At 72.1% G+C, this 15594-nt stretch carries 14 protein-coding genes; 8 read left to right on the forward strand and 6 right to left on the reverse strand.

Annotation, left to right across the window (positions count from 1 at the left end):
* Window positions 1–81 precede the first annotated feature (81 nt).
* Window positions 82–1131, reverse strand: a complete 1050-nt coding sequence (locus ACH4TL_RS43345) for an ABC transporter ATP-binding protein (protein WP_398330446.1) — start codon at window positions 1129–1131, stop codon at window positions 82–84.
* 85 nt (window positions 1132–1216) lie between these two features.
* Here ACH4TL_RS43345 and ACH4TL_RS43350 point away from each other — a divergent pair, with 85 nt between their 5' ends.
* The gene (locus ACH4TL_RS43350; RefSeq protein ID WP_398330449.1) at window positions 1217–1675 is read left to right on the forward strand and encodes a Zn-ribbon domain-containing OB-fold protein; all 459 of its coding nucleotides are present in this window, start codon (window positions 1217–1219) and stop codon (window positions 1673–1675) included.
* Window positions 1672–2862: a lipid-transfer protein gene (locus ACH4TL_RS43355; RefSeq protein ID WP_398330452.1), complete on the forward strand. Its 1191-nt coding sequence runs from the start codon at window positions 1672–1674 to the stop codon at window positions 2860–2862. Before ACH4TL_RS43350 ends, ACH4TL_RS43355 begins: the two co-directional genes overlap by 4 nt.
* A gap of 38 nt (window positions 2863–2900) precedes the next feature.
* Here ACH4TL_RS43355 and ACH4TL_RS43360 read toward each other — a convergent pair whose 3' ends face one another.
* Genes ACH4TL_RS43360 through ACH4TL_RS43375 form a run of 4 tightly spaced genes read right to left on the reverse strand, consistent with a single transcriptional unit; the run spans window position 2901 to window position 6900 of the window.
* The gene (locus tag ACH4TL_RS43360; protein WP_398330455.1) at window positions 2901–3494 is read right to left on the reverse strand and encodes a GTP-binding protein; all 594 of its coding nucleotides are present in this window, start codon (window positions 3492–3494) and stop codon (window positions 2901–2903) included.
* Window positions 3475–3870: a DUF742 domain-containing protein gene (locus tag ACH4TL_RS43365; protein ID WP_398330458.1), complete on the reverse strand. Its 396-nt coding sequence runs from the start codon at window positions 3868–3870 to the stop codon at window positions 3475–3477. The genes ACH4TL_RS43360 and ACH4TL_RS43365 overlap by 20 nt, the downstream gene beginning before the upstream one ends.
* Window positions 3871–3886: 16 nt before the next feature.
* On the reverse strand, window positions 3887–4312 hold the full coding sequence (locus tag ACH4TL_RS43370; RefSeq protein WP_398330461.1) for a roadblock/LC7 domain-containing protein: 426 nt from the start codon (window positions 4310–4312) through the stop codon (window positions 3887–3889).
* Window positions 4309–6900, reverse strand: coding sequence for a nitrate- and nitrite sensing domain-containing protein (locus tag ACH4TL_RS43375; protein ID WP_398330464.1), 2592 nt, complete (start codon window positions 6898–6900; stop codon window positions 4309–4311). Before ACH4TL_RS43375 ends, ACH4TL_RS43370 begins: the two co-directional genes overlap by 4 nt.
* A 318-nt stretch (window positions 6901–7218) precedes the next feature.
* Between ACH4TL_RS43375 and ACH4TL_RS43380 the strand changes: the two genes are divergently transcribed.
* Window positions 7219–7683, forward strand: a complete 465-nt coding sequence (locus ACH4TL_RS43380) for a hypothetical protein (RefSeq protein WP_398330468.1) — start codon at window positions 7219–7221, stop codon at window positions 7681–7683.
* 51 nt (window positions 7684–7734) lie between these two features.
* Here the strand turns inward: ACH4TL_RS43380 and ACH4TL_RS43385 are convergent, their stop codons facing one another.
* On the reverse strand, window positions 7735–8073 hold the full coding sequence (locus ACH4TL_RS43385; protein WP_398330471.1) for a bifunctional 3-phenylpropionate/cinnamic acid dioxygenase ferredoxin subunit: 339 nt from the start codon (window positions 8071–8073) through the stop codon (window positions 7735–7737).
* A 149-nt stretch (window positions 8074–8222) separates the two neighbouring features.
* Between ACH4TL_RS43385 and ACH4TL_RS43390 the strand changes: the two genes are divergently transcribed.
* The 5 genes from ACH4TL_RS43390 to ACH4TL_RS43410 all read left to right on the forward strand — a co-directional run bounded on the left by ACH4TL_RS43390 (window position 8223) and on the right by ACH4TL_RS43410 (window position 15508).
* Window positions 8223–9020, forward strand: a complete 798-nt coding sequence (locus ACH4TL_RS43390) for an IclR family transcriptional regulator (RefSeq protein ID WP_398330474.1) — start codon at window positions 8223–8225, stop codon at window positions 9018–9020.
* A 307-nt stretch (window positions 9021–9327) separates the two neighbouring features.
* Window positions 9328–10413: an S-(hydroxymethyl)mycothiol dehydrogenase gene (locus tag ACH4TL_RS43395; RefSeq protein WP_398330478.1), complete on the forward strand. Its 1086-nt coding sequence runs from the start codon at window positions 9328–9330 to the stop codon at window positions 10411–10413.
* Window positions 10413–12863 (forward strand): FAD-dependent oxidoreductase, encoded by a 2451-nt coding sequence (locus ACH4TL_RS43400; protein ID WP_398330481.1) that lies wholly within the window; start codon window positions 10413–10415, stop codon window positions 12861–12863. The genes ACH4TL_RS43395 and ACH4TL_RS43400 overlap by 1 nt, the downstream gene beginning before the upstream one ends.
* A gap of 21 nt (window positions 12864–12884) precedes the next feature.
* Window positions 12885–14042: an aromatic ring-hydroxylating dioxygenase subunit alpha gene (locus ACH4TL_RS43405; RefSeq protein WP_398330484.1), complete on the forward strand. Its 1158-nt coding sequence runs from the start codon at window positions 12885–12887 to the stop codon at window positions 14040–14042.
* Window positions 14039–15508 carry an aldehyde dehydrogenase family protein gene (locus ACH4TL_RS43410; protein WP_398330487.1) on the forward strand — a complete coding sequence of 490 codons (1470 nt, stop codon included), beginning with the start codon at window positions 14039–14041 and terminating at the stop codon, window positions 15506–15508. The genes ACH4TL_RS43405 and ACH4TL_RS43410 overlap by 4 nt, the downstream gene beginning before the upstream one ends.
* The last annotated feature ends 86 nt before the right edge of the window (window positions 15509–15594 follow it).

Here is a 15594-nt window from a genome sequence, read left to right on the forward strand (position 1 = left end):
CGTCCCATTTGGCGCTCGAGGCCCCGTCAGTATCAGCGCGGCGCGTATGCCGACGCCAGGGTGCCTCCGGCAATGAGAAGGTCAACTCGGCACCGGGAAGGCGTCCTTCTCGTCCCAGACGAGCCGGATCTCGGCCTCGGGGCGGGCGCTGGGCGGGAGTTCGGAGAGGTTCTGCCGGTGCACGGTGAGCCGGTCGCCGTGCGGAAGCACGACGGTGAAGCGGGTGTGCGCCCCGGCGTGCACGATGTCGGCAATGCGCCCCCTTACCGTGCGCTCGCCGTCGAGGGGCGGGCCGGCGGGGTCGGCGAGCCGGATGCGCTCGGGGCGGATGCTGTACGCGCCGGGGCGGCCGACCACCCGGACCGCGGCCTCGCCGCGCAGCAGGTTGGTGGTGCCGACGAAGCCCGCGACGAAGGCGGTCGCGGGGCGTTCGTACACCTCCAGGGGCGGGCCGGTCTGCTCGATCCGGCCGTCAGCGACGACGGCCACGCGGTCGCTCATCGTCAGCGCCTCCTCCTGGTCGTGGGTGACCAGGAGGAAGGTGATGCCGGTGGTGCGCTGGAGCTGCTTCAGCTCGGTCTGCATCTCCTGGCGCAGCCTCAGGTCGAGGGCGCCGAGCGGTTCGTCGAGGAGCAGCACGGCGGGCCGGTCGACCAGGGCCCGGGCGAGGGCGACGCGCTGGCGCTGGCCGCCGGAGAGCGCGTCGGGGCGGCGGGAGGCGAAGCCGTCGAGGCGCACGGTGGCCAGGGCCTCGCGGGCGCGGGCGACGCGCTCCGGCTTGCGGACGCCGCGCACGGTGAGGGCGTACGCCACGTTCTGCTCGACGGTCATGTGCGGGAAGAGCGCGTAGTCCTGGAAGACGGTGTGCACATCGCGGCGGTGCGGGGGCAGCGCGGTGACGTCCCGCCCGGCGAGCTCGATACGGCCGCTGGTGGGCCGCTCGAACCCGGCGATCAGGCGGAGCAGGGTGGTCTTGCCGGAGCCGGAGGGGCCGAGGAGCGAGAAGAACTCGCCCGGGCGGAGGGTGAGGTCGACGGCGTCCAGCGCCCGGACGGCACCGCCGGTGCCGCTGGTACCGAACTCCTTGGTGACGGCCGTGCAGCGGACCGCCTCTTCCGTCTCATCCGTCATGTACGTGGGTTACCCGTCGCGCGGTCCCTGTGCAACACTTCTGACGCTCTGTCAGTTATCACCGAGTCGTCGGTCGGGAGAAGCCGTGGCATCTGCGCGTACGCCCGTGGTCGCCGGGTGGTTCACCTCCGGTGACGGGGAATTCCGGCTGCTGGGGACCCGCTGCCGGGGCTGTGGCGCGGTGTACTTCCCGCGCGAGGACGCCTTCTGCCGGGCGCCCGGGTGCGCCGGTGAGGAGCTGGAGGAGGTGCCGCTGTCGCGGCGCGGCCGGGTGTGGTCGTACACCGACGGCCGCTACCGCCCGCCCGCCCCTTACCCGTCCGATCCGGCGCGCGACTGGGAGCCGTACACGCTGATCGCCGTGGAGCTGGCCGCCGAGCGGATGGTGGTGCTCGGCCAGGGCGCGCCCGGGGTGACGGCGGCGGATCTGGCGGTCGGCATGGAGGTCGAGGTGGCGCCGGGGGTGCTGGCCGGGGAGGGCGGGCAGAGCTGGGCGACCTGGCACTGGCGGCCCGTCCCGGCGGCCGCCGAGGGGGCGTCATGACCGGCGACGTGGCGGTGCTCGGCGCCGGGATGCACCCGTGGGGCAAATGGGGCCGCGGCTTCGTGGAGTACGGGACGAAGGCGGCTCGGGCGGCGCTCGCGGACGCCGGGCTCGACTGGCCGGACATCGCGTCGGTGGTCGGCGCGAACACCGTGCGCTGCGGCTATCCGGGCCAGGTGGCGGGGGCGACCTTCGCGCGGGCGCTGGGCTGGCAGGGGGCGCGCGTCACCAGCGTGTACGCCGCCTGCGCGTCCGGTGCGCGGGCCATCGACACCGCGCGCGCCCAGATCCTGTCCGGCATGGCGGACACCGTGCTGGTGGTGGGCGCGGACGCGGCGCCCAAGGGGTTCTTCGCCCCCTCCGGTGGCGACCGGCCCGACGATCCGGACTGGCTGCGCTTCCGGGTGCTGGGCGCCACCAACCCGGCGTACTTCGCGCTGTGGGCGCGCCGCCGGATGGCGCTGTACGGGGACACGCCCGAGGACTTCGCGGCGGTCAAGGTGAAGAACGCGGCCGTGGGCGCCGCCAACCCGCACGCCCGCTACCGCTCCCCCGTGACCGCTGAGGAGGTGGCCGCATCGCCGGTGGTGGCCGATCCGCTGCGGCTGCTGGACGTCTGTGCCACCTCGGACGGGGCCGCGGCGCTCGTGCTGAGCAGCGTGGAGTTCGCGCGGCGGCACGGGGTGGCGGACCCGGTGCGGATCCGGGCCGTCTCTTCCGTCTCGCCGGTGTATCCGCGGACCGCGCTCGATCTGCCGGACATCGCCACCGACTCCGCCACCGGCTCCGGCGCGGTGGCGGACGCGTTCCGGCCGTCGATCGCGCGGGCGGCGTACGAGGAGGCGGGGATCGGGCCGGAGGACCTGTCGCTCGCCGAGGTGTACGACCTGTCCACCGCGCTGGAGCTGGAGTGGTACGAGGACTTGGGGCTGTGCGGCGCCGGGGAGGGCGCGAAGCTGCTCCGGGAGGGTGCCACGGCGCTGGGCGGCCGGATTCCGGTCAATCCGAGCGGTGGTCTCGCCTCCTTCGGGGAGGCGGTTCCGGCCCAGGCCATCGCCCAGGTGTGCGAGCTGGCCCAGCAGTTGCGGGGCCGGGCGGGCGACCGCCAAGTGGCGGGGGCGCGGGTGGGCATCACCGCGAACCAGGGCCTGTTCGGCCATGGTTCGTCGGTGATCGCGGTGCGGTGATCGCGCCGGGCATGCGCGCGGCGCGGTGTGCCCTGTGGTCAGCTGGTGGCCGCGGTGGCGAGCATGGCGTGCTCGACGACCGATATCAGCACATGCTTGACGGATTCGCGCTCGCGCGCGTCACACATCACCACCGGGGTGCCGGGGTCGAGGTCCAGCGCCTCGCGCACCGACTCCTCCGGATAGCTGTCGGCGCCCTCGAAGCAGTTGACGGCCACCGTGAAGGCGATGCCGCGCCGCTCGAAGTAGTCGACGGCGGCGAAGCAGTCCTCCAGCCGACGGGTGTCGGCCAGCACCACCGCGCCCAGGGCGCCGGTCGCCAGCTCGTCCCACAGGAACCAGAAGCGGTCCTGCCCCGGGGTGCCGAAGAGGTACAGCACCAGGTCCTCGCGGAGCGTGATGCGCCCGAAGTCCATCGCGACGGTGGTGGTCTTCTTGCCCTCCACCCCCGCGATGTTGTCGACCGGCCGGCCCGCCTCGGTGAGCAGTTCCTCGGTGCGCAGCGGTTTGATCTCGCTGACCGCGCCCACCAGTGTCGTCTTTCCCGCGCCGAACCCGCCCGCCACCAGAATCTTGAGCGTCACGGGTTCGACGATATGGGGGCGGTCCGGGTCAGAGTGCCCGTAGACCATTGATCACCTCGCGCAGAATCCTCTCGTCCGGCAGTTCCGCCGGAGGTACGGGCCGGGACACTCGGACGAGTGCCGCGTGAAGCAGGTCGCCGATGAGTACGCGGACCACGCCGACCGGAAGGTCAAGCTCGGCCGCCAGCTCGGCGACGGACAGTGGGGTGTCGCGGCTGAGTTCGACGATGTCGATGTGTTCCGGTGACAACGTCTGGTCGGCGGCGGTCCCCGGTTGCGCTCGGTCGGCGACGACGACGGCGATCAGGTCGAGCTTGTCCTCGGCGGCGCTGCGGGTGCGGCCCCGCGTCATGGCATAGGGCCGGACCACCGGTCCGGCAGCGTCGTCGAACCAGCGGTCGTCGGTCGCACCGTCTCCGGTCATCTCCCCCCCGCCTCCGTCACCCACCGGATCGCGAAGGGGAGCCCAGATGCGCGCCCACCCGCTTGACCAGCAGCGTCATCTCATAGGCTACCTGGCCTACGTCCGAGTCCGCGTCGGCGAGTACGGCGAGGCAGCTGCCGTCACCGGCGGAGGTGACGAACAGGAAGGCGTCGTCGAGTTCGACCACGGTCTGCCGGACGCGGCCCACGTCGAAGTGGCGGCCGACCCCCTTGGCGAGGCTGTGGAATCCCGAGGCCACGGCGGCCAGGTGTTCGCCGTCCTCCCGGGACAGATCGCGCGAACCGCCGGTGGGCAGTCCGTCGCCGGAGAGCACCAGCGCCTTGCGGATGCTGCCGACCCGGCCCACGAGTTCGTCGAGCAGCCAGTTCAACTCGCCCGACGGTGCCGATCCGTTGCGTGCTGCGGCGTTCGATGCGGTCATCGCCCGTCCCCCTCATCTCTCGTTCCTGGTGCCGTGTCCGAACCGTCGGAACCGGTGGCCGTCTGCCGCCGACCGCGCTGCCATCCCCGTTGCAGCGAGGCCATGGTGGCCCTCGCCTGTTCGGCGTCGCGTTCGGGATCGGTGTCGGCAGCGTATCGGTCGCCCTCTGCCGGTGGTTCGGGGTCGTGCTTCAACTGCGGGGCGAGGCTCGCCTGGCGTACCCGCTTGGGCAGCCCGGAAGTGCCCCGGCGGGGCGGCGCCTGGTCCTGACGCCGGTCCTCGCCGTCGTCCCTGGCCCCCGGGTCCTGTTCCGGGTGCCGGGTCCGGTCCTGTTGGTGTTCCGTGGTCCGGTGCGCGCCCTCGTCCGGGTCCTGGTCCCGCCGCTCGGCCCAGGAGGGCCGGGGGTGGCGTGGCGCCGCGTCGTCGTCGACCGGGTGGCCGTGGTCGGAGACCAGCACCGGCGGTACGCGGCGGGGCAGGGGCGCGGGGGCGCCGGAGCGGCCGTCGGACGCCTGCTGGTGCTGTTCGGCGGGGGGCCTGCTCACCACCGAAGGGGACGGGCCGCGGGGCCTGCGCTGCTTCGGCACGGCGGCGCCGCGCTGCCGCTTCTCGTGGCGGCCGGTATCGCCGTCCCGCCCCTGGCCGTCCCCGCCCCGGCCGTCCGAGCCTTGGCCATCCGCGCCGGTGCCGGATTCGGTGAGCACGGCGGCCGGGATCAGCACGATCGCGGTGATGCCGCCGTACGCGGAGGGCTGGAGCGAGACCCGTACGCCCTGCCGCTGGGCGAGCCGCCCGACCACGAACAGGCCGAGCCGGTCGGTGTCGGACAGCTCGAAGTCGGGGGTCTCGGAGAGCCGGAGGTTGGCCTCCGTCAGGGCGTCGGACGTCATGCCGAGGCCCCGGTCGTGGATCTCCAGGGTGAAGCCCTTGGCGACCCGCTCCCCGTGCACCTGGACGGCGGTGTGCGGCGGGGAGAAGACGGTGGCGTTCTCCAGGAGTTCGGCGATCAGATGGGTGAGGTCCCCGACGGCGGGGCCGTTCACCGCGATCCGGGGCAGTCTGCGGATCTCGATCCGCTCGTAGTCCTCGACCTCGGCGACGGCGGCGCGCACGACGTCCATCAGCTGGATGGGTTTGCGCCACTGCCGGGAGGGCGCCGCGCCGGAGAGGATGACCAGGCCCTCGGCGTGCCGCCGCATGCGGGTGGTCATGTGGTCCAGCCGGAACAGGTCGGCGAGTTCGTCGGTGTCCTCGGTGCGCCGCTCCATCGCGTCGAGCAGGGTCAGCTGGCGGTGCAGCAGCACCTGGCTGCGGCGGGCGAGGTTGACGAAGACCTCGGAGACTCCCTGGCGCAGTTCGGCCTGTTTGACGGCGGCCTCGACGGCGGCCCGCTGAAGGGTGTTGAGCGCCTGGCCCACCTGGCCCATCTCGTCGGGGCCGTGCCGCAGCCGGGGCACCTCCCGCTCGACGTCGACCCGCTCGCCGGCGCCGAGGCGGCGCATCAGGCTCGGCAGCCGGACGCTGGACGCCTCCTGGGCGTCGGTGCGCAGCCGGGACAGGTCGCGGACCAGCCCGCGGCCGATCCGGACGGAGACGAAGACCGAGACGACGAAGGCGAGGAGGCCGAGGACGGCGGCGGCGCCCGCCTTGTACAGGACGCTGTTGGCCACCGGGTCGATGCGCTTCTGGAGGCGGTCGGTGGCCTCGTCGCCCAGCCGGTCGTAGTCGCCCAGGACGGGCCCGGCCGCGTTCTCCCAGTGTTCCCGGTCCATGGCGCTGATGGCCTGGCGCGGCTCCATGGTGGCCAGGATCTTGCCCTCGGCGATGCGCAGCGCCGCGGGGGCGGCGTTGGTGCGCCGGTAGTCGGCGAAGACCTTCTGCTCGGAGGCGGGCAGGATCGGCAGGTTGGTGTCGTAGAGCAGGGTGCGCTCGGCGATGAGGTCGGACATCGCCTTCAGATCGCTCAGCGTCAGCTTCCGGGCCGTCAGCGCGGAGACGTACAGCGCGTCCTCCCGGGACAGGGCCTCGCGGGCGCGGATCATGGCGACCAGCGCGCGGCCCTGCTTGTCCAGGTCGGTGTCGGGGACGGCGTGCAGCGAACTGCGGAACGCGTAACAGAGGTCGACGAGTTTGTTGTAATACTCATAGGCGGCGGTCCGCGAGGTACCGTTGTCCTCGACCTTCCGGCGCAGACTGTCGAGGCCCTCGGATGCCTTGAGGACGTCGTCGAGCAGGCCCTCGGACTCGCTGTTCATCCGGCTGTGCACGGTGCTGTCCGACTCCGCGTCGCGCAGCCGCCCTATGGCCTCGTCGGTCTTGCGCTGCTGGGTGTGGAGCAGGGGCAGCGCGTCGGCCTGGCGTGGGTCGGCGAGCAGGATCAGGGTCTGCCGTCGCTCCTGCTGGACGGCGTGCACGGCGTCCTCGGCGGGCTGACCGGCCTTGTCGATGATGGCGGAGGCGTCGAGCAGCTGAAGTGCCTCCCGGCCGGTGATCACTGTCGCGAACGCCCAGATCGCCGTCAGCGAGACAAGCGGTACCAGCAACAGCGCCACGATCTTCCTGCGGATGGACTTCCCGCGAAAGCGCATGGCCTCCCCAACGTCGTCCCCGGTGACCGGGGCGATGACTGATGTTCTCCGACAACGAGCGGCGCGAGCCTACTACTGAGCCCTGGTCATCCCGAAGGCTTGTCCGGAGGCTTCCGGGAACTCTCCACATTCGATGATCACCAGTTGTCAGATGATTATCGGACTTAACCCCCGAGACATGGCACACCGACGGCCGGTCACGGTGTGCGCCGGGGTGGACACCGTTGGCCGGAATTCCCCTCCCCACGGGAACCACTGATCGCTGCCATTCGTGATCCAACAAGGCACACTAGGGGTGCATACGACCCAAGTCCCGCCATGTGTGACCGACCGGACCGGGGCAGCGCCGAAAGGGGTGGGAACGCCATGGAAGCCTTGGACAAGGATCGCGACATCCCGGCACAAGGTGCCCGGCAGCTATGGACCGAGGAGGCCGCCCGCAGGCGACGGCTGCCCGATCCGGTGCGGACGTCGGCGGTGCGGGCGGTCATCATCGTGGCGGTGACGCTGGTGCTGGCGATGGTGGCGGTGCTGTGCACGTTCGCCGGTTCGTGGTTCGCCTTCCCCGCCGTGCTCACCGCGGTGGCGAGCACGGTGGTGGCGACCTGGGGGGTGCTGGACGTCTGGGTGACCCGCCAGGTGTGGAACCAGCGCTACGGAGTGGTGTCCCGGCCCAGCAGCACGGCGCGGGAGATGCGCCGGCAGCGCCGGCGCGCCCGCAAGGAGGCGGTCACAGCGCGGCGGGCCGGGGAGCGCCGGCGCGCTCGCGGCGCGGCCGCGTAGCGAGCGCGCAGGGGCGGCGGCGACCCTCGCCGGCGGCGGTGACCGGCCGGATCACGCGACGGCTTCTTCCTGGACAGCGGGCACCAAGGGGTGGACATAGAGCAATCCGTCCACCACCGTGACCGCATGCGTCCGTACCGGTTTGCGGGCGGGCAGACAGGTGGGCATGCCGGAGCGCAGGTCGAACAGGGCGGCGTGCAGCGGGCATTCGACGTAGCAGCCTTCGAGCCAGCCTTCGGAGAGGGAGGCGTCCTGGTGGCTGCATGTGTCGTCGATGGCGTAGAACGCGCCCTCGGAGTGGAACACCGCGATGGCCGGATGGCTGTCGCCGGCCTCGATGCGCACCGACTCGCCTTCCGGCAGATCTTCGATACGGCAGACGGGAATCATTGGCCCCCCTCACATTGATCGGTACCATGCGTTGTTGAGAGCGCATCGAAATGCGCGATGCGCAACAGAATCCAGATGAGGAGGGCAGCCGTCAAGAGTTGCCCGTCGAGAGGCCCCACTCGGAGCCGCCGGATGGTGAGATCAGACCCATGACGAACACGACCGAGGACCGGGCCGAGGACAAGCGGGGGGCCTCCGGGGCAGTACAGTCGGTGGACAGGGCGGTCAGCGTCCTGGAGATCCTCGCGAAGCTCGGCGAGGCCGGTGTGACCGAGATCGCCGACGAGCTGGGAGTGCACAAGTCCACCGCGTTCCGGCTGCTGGGGGTGCTGGAGAACCGCGGCCTGGTCGACCAGGAGCGCGAACGCGGCAAGTACTACCTCGGCGCCGGAGTGCTGAGACTGGCGGGCGCGGCCGCCATCCGGCTCGACATCTCGCAGGAGGGCGCCCCGGTGTGCCGGGCGCTGGCCGACGAGACCGGCGAGACGGCCAACATCGCAGTGCTGGACGGGGACGCGGCGGTCAACATCATGCAGGCGCGCGGCGCCGCCGCCGTGACGGCGTACAACTGGCTGGGGCGGCGCACCGCGCTGCACGCGACCGCCAGCGGCAAGATGCTGCTGGCCCATCTGAGCGGCGAGCGGCGGGAGCGGCTGGTGACGCGGAAGCTGCCGCGGTTCACCGAGCACACCATCACCACCTCGGCGGAGCTGCGGCAGCAGCTGGAGACCGCCGCCGAGCGCGGCTTCGCCTACTCGTGCGAGGAGCTGGAGATCGGGCTGAACGCGGTCGCGGCCCCGGTCCGCGGCCACGACGGCGCGGTCATCGGGGCGATCGGCGTCTCGGGGCCGGTGTACCGGATGGCCCAGAGCCAACTGCTGGATCTCGCCGAGCAGGCCATGAAGAGCGCCGAGGAGCTGTCCCGCCGCATGGGCTTCCCCGGCTGACCGGATACCACCCATCACCCACCCGAAGGGGCCGGATTTTTTCCGGCCCCTTCGTCGTGCGCTGGGAGGGAAACCCAGGGTCAGCGCTGCTTTACGGACGGTTTGCCCACACCTCTTGACGCGTCATGGAGACGGCTTTCAGGATGTCCCTCATCGCGCAACGCGCCGCGCTATACGCAACTGGGGGGTAACCAGCGGCCTGTGGACCGGCTGGGCTCCCCCACATCTCCCAAGTGCCTCATGCCCCCGCTCGTGCCAGCTCCCACGAACCGGTCCCTGCCCGCGCAGGAGAACAGAGGAGTGCGCCATGCCGCAAGAAGTCCGCGCCGTCGTCGCGCAGAAGAAGGGCGCACCCGTGGAGGTGCTGCCGGTCCTCGTGCCCGATCCCGGACCCGGCGAGGTACTGGTGGGGGTCCAGGCGTGCGGGGTGTGCCACACCGATCTGCACTACCGGGACGGTGCGATCGGCGACGAGTTCCCGTATCTGCTCGGGCACGAGGCGGCCGGAATCGTCGAGGCCGTGGGCCCGGGGGTCACCAATGTGGCGCCCGGTGACTATGTGGTGCTGGCCTGGCGAGCCCCCTGCGGCGGCTGCCGCTCCTGCCGCCGCGGCCGCCCCTGGTACTGCTTCGAGAGCCGCAACGCCGCCCAGCCCATGACCCTCGCCGGCGGCACGAAGCTGACCCCGGCGCTGGGCATCGGCGCGTTCGCGGAGAAGACGCTGGTCGCGGCGGGGCAGGCGGTGAGAATCGACCCGTCGGCCCGTCCCGAGGCGGCGGGGCTGATCGGCTGCGGGGTGATGGCGGGCTACGGCGCGGCCGTGCACACCGGCGGGGTGTCCAACGGCGACACCGTCGCGGTCATCGGCTGCGGCGGGGTCGGCAACGCGGCGATCGCCGCGTCCGCGCTGGCCGGGGCGCGCCGGGTGATCGCGGTGGACATCGACGACGCCAAGCTGGACGCGGCGACCCGCTTCGGCGCCACCGACACCGTCAACTCCCGGGGGACGGACCCGGTCGAGGCGGTCCGGGAGCTGACCGGGGGCGTGGGCGCCGACATCGTCATCGACGCGGTGGGCCGCCCCGAGACGTACCGCCAGGGCTTCTACATGCGCGATCTGGCCGGGACGCTGGTGCAGGTCGGGGTGCCGGATCCGGAGATGCGCATCGACCTGCCGCTGATCGACCTGTTCGGGCGGGGCGGCGCGCTCAAGGCGTCCTGGTACGGCGACTGTCTGCCCAGCCGGGACTTCCCGGTCCTGGTCGACCTCCACCTCAGCCGCAAGCTCGACCTGGACGCGTTCGTCAGCGAGACGATCGCGCTGGACGAGGTGGAGTCCGCGTTCGCGAAGATGCAGCGCGGCGAGGTGCTGCGTTCGGTGGTGGTGCTGTGATGACCGCGGACAGGAGTCAGCGCGTCGTCATCGTCGGCGCCGGGATCGTCGGCTGTTCGCTAGCGGACGAGCTGACCGCCCGCGGCTGGAGCGACGTCACCGTGCTGGAGCAGGGCCCGCTGCCCGCCGCCGGCGGCTCGACGTCGCACGCGCCGGGACTGGTGTTCCGGACCAGCCCGTCCAGGACCCTCACCGAGTTCGCCGTCTACACCGTGGAGAAGTTCTCCGCGCTGGAGGTCGACGGGCTGTCCTGCTTCAACCCGGTCGGCGGTCTGGAGATCGCCACCAGCGAGGAGCGCTGGGCCGATCTGCACCGCAAGGCGGGGCTCGCCGCGGCCTGGGGCGTCACGGGCGAACTGCTCACCCCGGCCCGGTGCGCCGAGCTGTGGCCGCTGCTGGACCCGGAGAAGGTCCTCGGCGGCTTCCACACCCCGGACGACGGGCTGGCCCGCGCGCTGCTCGCCTGCCGCGCCCAGATGGAGCGGGCCGCCGAACGCGGCGCCCGGTTCCTGGAGCGGCACACCGTGACCGGCATCGAGCAGGAGGACGGCCGGGTCACCGCGGTCGTCACCGACCGGGGCACCTTCCCCGCCGACATCGTCGTCTCGGCCGCCGGGTTCTGGGGTCCGCTGATCGGCGCGATGACGGGCGTCCGTGTCCCCCTGCTGCCGCTCGCCCACCAGTACGCGAAGACGGCGCCGCTGCCCGAGCTGGCCGGGGTGAACGACCCGCGGACCGAGGCGAGCCGCCCGCTGCTGCGCTTCCAGGACCGCGATCTGTACTACCGCGAGCACACCGACCGCATCGGCATCGGCAGTTACGCCCACCGCCCGATGCCGGTCGACCCGGCCGCCGTGCCCGCCTACGACGAGGCGCCGGTGATGCCGTCCTCGCTGCCGTTCACCGAGGAGGACTTCGCGCCCGCTTGGGAGGACAGCGTCGGGCTGATCCCGGCGCTGGGCGGAAGCCGCGTCGAGGAGGGGTTCAACGGGGTCTTCTCCTTCACCCCCGACGGGATGCCGGTCATCGGCGAGTCCCGTGAGGTGCGCGGCTTCTGGCTGGCCGAGGCGGTGTGGGTGACCCACTCCGCGGGCGTCGCCAGGGCCGTCGCCGAGTGGATGACCGACGGACGGCCGTCCCTCGACGTCCACGGATGCGACCCGTACCGCTTCGAGGACGCCCAGACCTCCCCCGCGTACATCGCCGAGCGCGGCGCGCAGAGCTTCACCGAGGTGTACGACGTCATCCATCCGCTCCAGCCCGTGGAGCGGCCCCGTCCGCTGCGGGTCAGCCCCTTCTACGGGCGCCAGCGCGAGCTGAGCGCGTACTTCCTGGAGGGCGCGGGGTGGGAGCGGCCGCACTGGTACGAGGCCAACGCCCCGCTCGCCGAGGGTCTGGAACTGCCGGAGCGCGACGCCTGGTCGGCCCGCTACTGGTCGCCGATCGCCGCCGCCGAGGCCCGGGCCACCCGGGAGCGGGTCGCGCTGTACGACATGACCCCGCTGAAGCGGCTGGAGGTCTCCGGCCGTGGTGCCCTGGACTTCCTCCAGCGCATGACCACCAATCAGCTCGCGAAGAAGCCGGGCGCGGTCACCTACACCCTGCTGCTGGACGAGGCCGGGGGCGTACGCAGCGATCTGACCGTCGCCCGTCTCGCGGAGAACCGCTTCCAAGTGGGTGCGAACAGCGGTCTCGACCTGGACTGGCTGCTGCGCCACGCCCCCGACGACGTCCACATCGCCGACATCACCCCCGGCACCTGCTGCGTCGGGGTGTGGGGCCCGCTGGCCAGGGAGCTGGTCCAGCCGCTGACCCCGGACGACTTCTCGCACAAGGCGTTCGGCTACTTCAAGGCCCGCCGGACCTACATCGGCCATGTGCCGGTGACCGCGATGCGGCTGAGCTACGTCGGCGAGCTGGGCTGGGAGCTGTACACCACCGCCGACCTGGGCCTGCGGCTGTGGGACACGCTGTGGGAGGCCGGGCAGCGGCACGGGGTGATCGCCGCCGGTCGCTCCGCCTTCAACAGCCTGCGGCTGGAGAAGGGCTACCGGGCCTGGGGCCATGACATGACCACCGAGCACGATCCGTACGAGGCGGGCGTCGGCTTCGCCGTCCGGATGGACAAGGGCGACTTCCTGGGGCGGGCGGCCCTGGAGGGCCGCGGCGAGGAGACGGCGCGGCGCAGGCTGGCCTGTCTCACCCTGGACGACCCGGCCGCGATCGTCATGGGCCATGAGCCGGTGTACGTGGACGGTCTCCCCGCGGGCTACGTGACCAGCGCCGCGTACGGCTACAGCATCGGCCGTACCGTCGCCTACGCCTGGCTGCCCGCCGGGGCCGCCGTGCCCGGAACCGCCGTCCACATCGTGTACTTCGGCGAGAAGGTCCCCGCGACCGTGGCCGCCGAGCCCCTCTTCGATCCGCGTATGGAACGCATCCGCCGCTGATTGCCCGCTGGAGGAAATCCCATGACCGTGGCACCCGAGTCCCCCGCCGCCCCGGCTCCCAGCCTGATCACCACCCTCCCCGGTCCCTGGTACACCTCCCCCGCGCTCTTCCGGCGGGAGCAGGAGCACCTGTTCGAGGCGATGTGGTTCTGCGCGGTGCGCAGCGCCGATCTGGACCGGCCTGGCGCGTTCCGGACCGTGCAGGTGGGCCGGGAGAGTGTGCTGATCACCCGCAACCGCTCCGGTGAGCTGCGCGCGTTCCTCAACATCTGCCGCCACCGCGGCGCCCGGCTGTGCACCGAGGAGTCGGGCGCGGTGCGGCGCTCGCTCCAGTGCCCGTACCACGCCTGGACGTACGACCTGGACGGGCGGCTCACCGCCGCCCCGAACCTGACGAGCATGCCCGATGTGGACCGCGCCGAGCGCGGACTGCTTCCGGTGCGGCTGCGCGAATGGCTGGGCTACGCGTGGGTGTGCCTGGCTGACGAGCCGCCGTCGTTCGAGGAGACCGTCGTCGGGGAGGTCGCCGAACGGCTGGGCGACACCGGGGCCGTGGAGCGGTACGGGGTGGCGGGGCTGTCGCTCGGCCGCCGGATCGAGTACGACATCAAGGCCAACTGGAAGCTGATCGTCGAGAACTTCATGGAGTGCTACCACTGCGCGACGATCCACCCCGAACTCACCGAGGTGCTGCCGGAGTTCGCCGATGGCCTGGCGGCGCAGTACTTCGTGGGGCACGGTGCCGAGTTCGCCGAAGAGGCGCAGGGCTTCACGGTGGACGGCAGCGCGGGCTTCGACCGCATCACCGGCATCGCCGACGAACAGGACCGCCGCTACTACGCGATCACCGTGCGGCCGCAGGTCTTCATCAACCTGGTCCCCGACCATGTGATCTTCCACCGGATGTTCCCGCTCGCCGCCGATCGCACGCTGGTCACCTGCGACTGGCTGTACGCGCCGGACGTGGTGGCGTCCGAGCGGGATCTGTCGAAGTCGGTCGAACTGTTCCACCGGGTCAACACCCAGGACTTCGACGCCTGTGAGCGCACCCAGCCCGCGATGCACTCGCGCGCGTACCGCAGCGGCGGGGTGCTGGTGCCCAGCGAACACCACATCGGCGCCTTTCACCGCTGGGTGACCGACCACGTCCCGAGCCCGGAAGCGGAGGAATGCCCGTGAGTGATCTCTTCATCGGCGGCCAGTGGACCGGGGCGATCGACGAACGCACCCGGGAGATCAGGTGTCCGGCCGACGGCTCGCTGGTGGCGGTCGTCGACGAGGGCGGCGGCAAGGACGCGGCCGAGGCGGTGGCCGCCGCCCGGCAGGCGTTCGACCACGGCCCGTGGCCGCGCACCCCCGCCGCGGCCCGGGGCGATCTGCTGCTGCGGGTCGCCGAACTGCTCGACCGTGACAAGGGCGACCTGGCGCGCGCGGAGTCCCTGGACACCGGGAAGCGGCTGACGGAGAGCGAGAAGGACGTCGACGATGTGATCGCGTGCTTCCGCTACTACGCCCACCTGGTGCGCACCGGGGCGGACCGGATCGTGGACACCGGCACCGAGGACGCCGTCAGCCGGGTCGTCCACGAACCGGTCGGGGTCTGCGCGCTGATCACCCCGTGGAACTATCCGCTGCTCCAGGCCGCGTGGAAGGTGGCGCCCGCGCTCGCCGCGGGCAACACCTTCGTCCTCAAGCCCAGCGAGCTGACCCCGTCCACGGCCGTCGCGCTGATCCGGCTGCTGGAGGAGGCGGGGCTGCCGGACGGGACGGCCAATCTGGTGCTGGGGCCGGGCGCCGAGGCGGGCGCCCCGCTCACCGACAGCCCCGATGTGGATCTGGTGTCCTTCACCGGGGGCCTGCGGACCGGGCGCCGCATCATGGCCGCGGCGTCCAACACCGTCAAGCGGACCTTTCTGGAGCTGGGCGGCAAGAACCCCAACATCGTGTTCGCTGACGCGGACTTCGAGACCGCCGTCGACTACGCGCTCACCGCCGTCTTCCACCACTCCGGGCAGGTCTGCTCGGCCGGTGCCCGGCTGCTGGTGCAGGAACCGGTGCACGACGCCTTCGTGGAGGAGGTGGTGCGCCGCACCCGCCGGATCCGGCTCGGCGGGCCGTTCGACGAGCGGGCCCAGACCGGTCCGCTGATCTCGGCCGCCCACCGGGCCAAGGTCGAGGCGTACGTGGCCACCGGGCTCGCGGAGGGCGCCCGGCTGCGCTGCGGCGGCTCCCGCCCGGGCGATCCGGAGCTGGCGGACGGCTACTACTACCGGCCGACGGTGCTCGACTCGTGCCACAGCGGGATGTCGGTGCTGGCCGACGAGTCGTTCGGGCCGGTCCTCACGGTGGAACGTTTCGCCTCGGAGGAGGAGGCGGTACGGCTCGCCAACGACACGGTGTACGGGCTCGCGGGGGCGGTGTGGTCCGGCGACGAGGAACGGGCGCGGCGGGTGGCGTCCCGGCTGCGGCTGGGCACCGTATGGATCAACGACTACCACCATCCGTCGCTGCCCCAGGCGGAGTGGGGCGGGTTCAAGCAGTCGGGCACGGGGCGGGAGCTGGGGCCGAGCGGGCTCGCCGAGTACCGGCAGGCGAAGCACATCTGGCGTAACACCCGCCCCAGGCCACAGGGCCGGTTCACCTGACGCCCGGCGGCTGACGCACCACCGGCCGCTGACCAGCGGCTCACGCACAGCGGCTGACGCACCGGCGGCGCTCCGCCGTTCGGGTG

Origin of the sequence: Streptomyces sp. NPDC021115 (genome assembly GCF_044333065.1) — a bacterium.
Lineage (GTDB): Bacteria > Actinomycetota > Actinomycetes > Streptomycetales > Streptomycetaceae > Streptomyces.

Excerpts from the sequence above, each read along its gene's own strand:
- ACH4TL_RS43345 (WP_398330446.1), bottom strand. The coding sequence starts at position 1,131 with ATGACGGATGAGACGGAAGAGGCGGTCCGCTGCACGGCCGTCACCAAG.
- ACH4TL_RS43355 (WP_398330452.1), top strand. The coding sequence starts at position 1,672 with ATGACCGGCGACGTGGCGGTGCTCGGCGCCGGGATGCACCCGTGGGGC.
- ACH4TL_RS43360 (WP_398330455.1), bottom strand. The coding sequence starts at position 3,494 with ATGGTCTACGGGCACTCTGACCCGGACCGCCCCCATATCGTCGAACCC.
- ACH4TL_RS43365 (WP_398330458.1), bottom strand. The coding sequence starts at position 3,870 with ATGACCGGAGACGGTGCGACCGACGACCGCTGGTTCGACGACGCTGCC.
- ACH4TL_RS43370 (WP_398330461.1), bottom strand. The coding sequence starts at position 4,312 with ATGACCGCATCGAACGCCGCAGCACGCAACGGATCGGCACCGTCGGGC.
- ACH4TL_RS43375 (WP_398330464.1), bottom strand. The coding sequence starts at position 6,900 with ATGCGCTTTCGCGGGAAGTCCATCCGCAGGAAGATCGTGGCGCTGTTG.
- ACH4TL_RS43380 (WP_398330468.1), top strand. The coding sequence starts at position 7,219 with ATGTGTGACCGACCGGACCGGGGCAGCGCCGAAAGGGGTGGGAACGCC.
- ACH4TL_RS43385 (WP_398330471.1), bottom strand. The coding sequence starts at position 8,073 with ATGATTCCCGTCTGCCGTATCGAAGATCTGCCGGAAGGCGAGTCGGTG.
- ACH4TL_RS43390 (WP_398330474.1), top strand. The coding sequence starts at position 8,223 with ATGACGAACACGACCGAGGACCGGGCCGAGGACAAGCGGGGGGCCTCC.
- ACH4TL_RS43395 (WP_398330478.1), top strand. The coding sequence starts at position 9,328 with ATGCCGCAAGAAGTCCGCGCCGTCGTCGCGCAGAAGAAGGGCGCACCC.
- ACH4TL_RS43400 (WP_398330481.1), top strand. The coding sequence starts at position 10,413 with ATGACCGCGGACAGGAGTCAGCGCGTCGTCATCGTCGGCGCCGGGATC.
- ACH4TL_RS43405 (WP_398330484.1), top strand. The coding sequence starts at position 12,885 with ATGACCGTGGCACCCGAGTCCCCCGCCGCCCCGGCTCCCAGCCTGATC.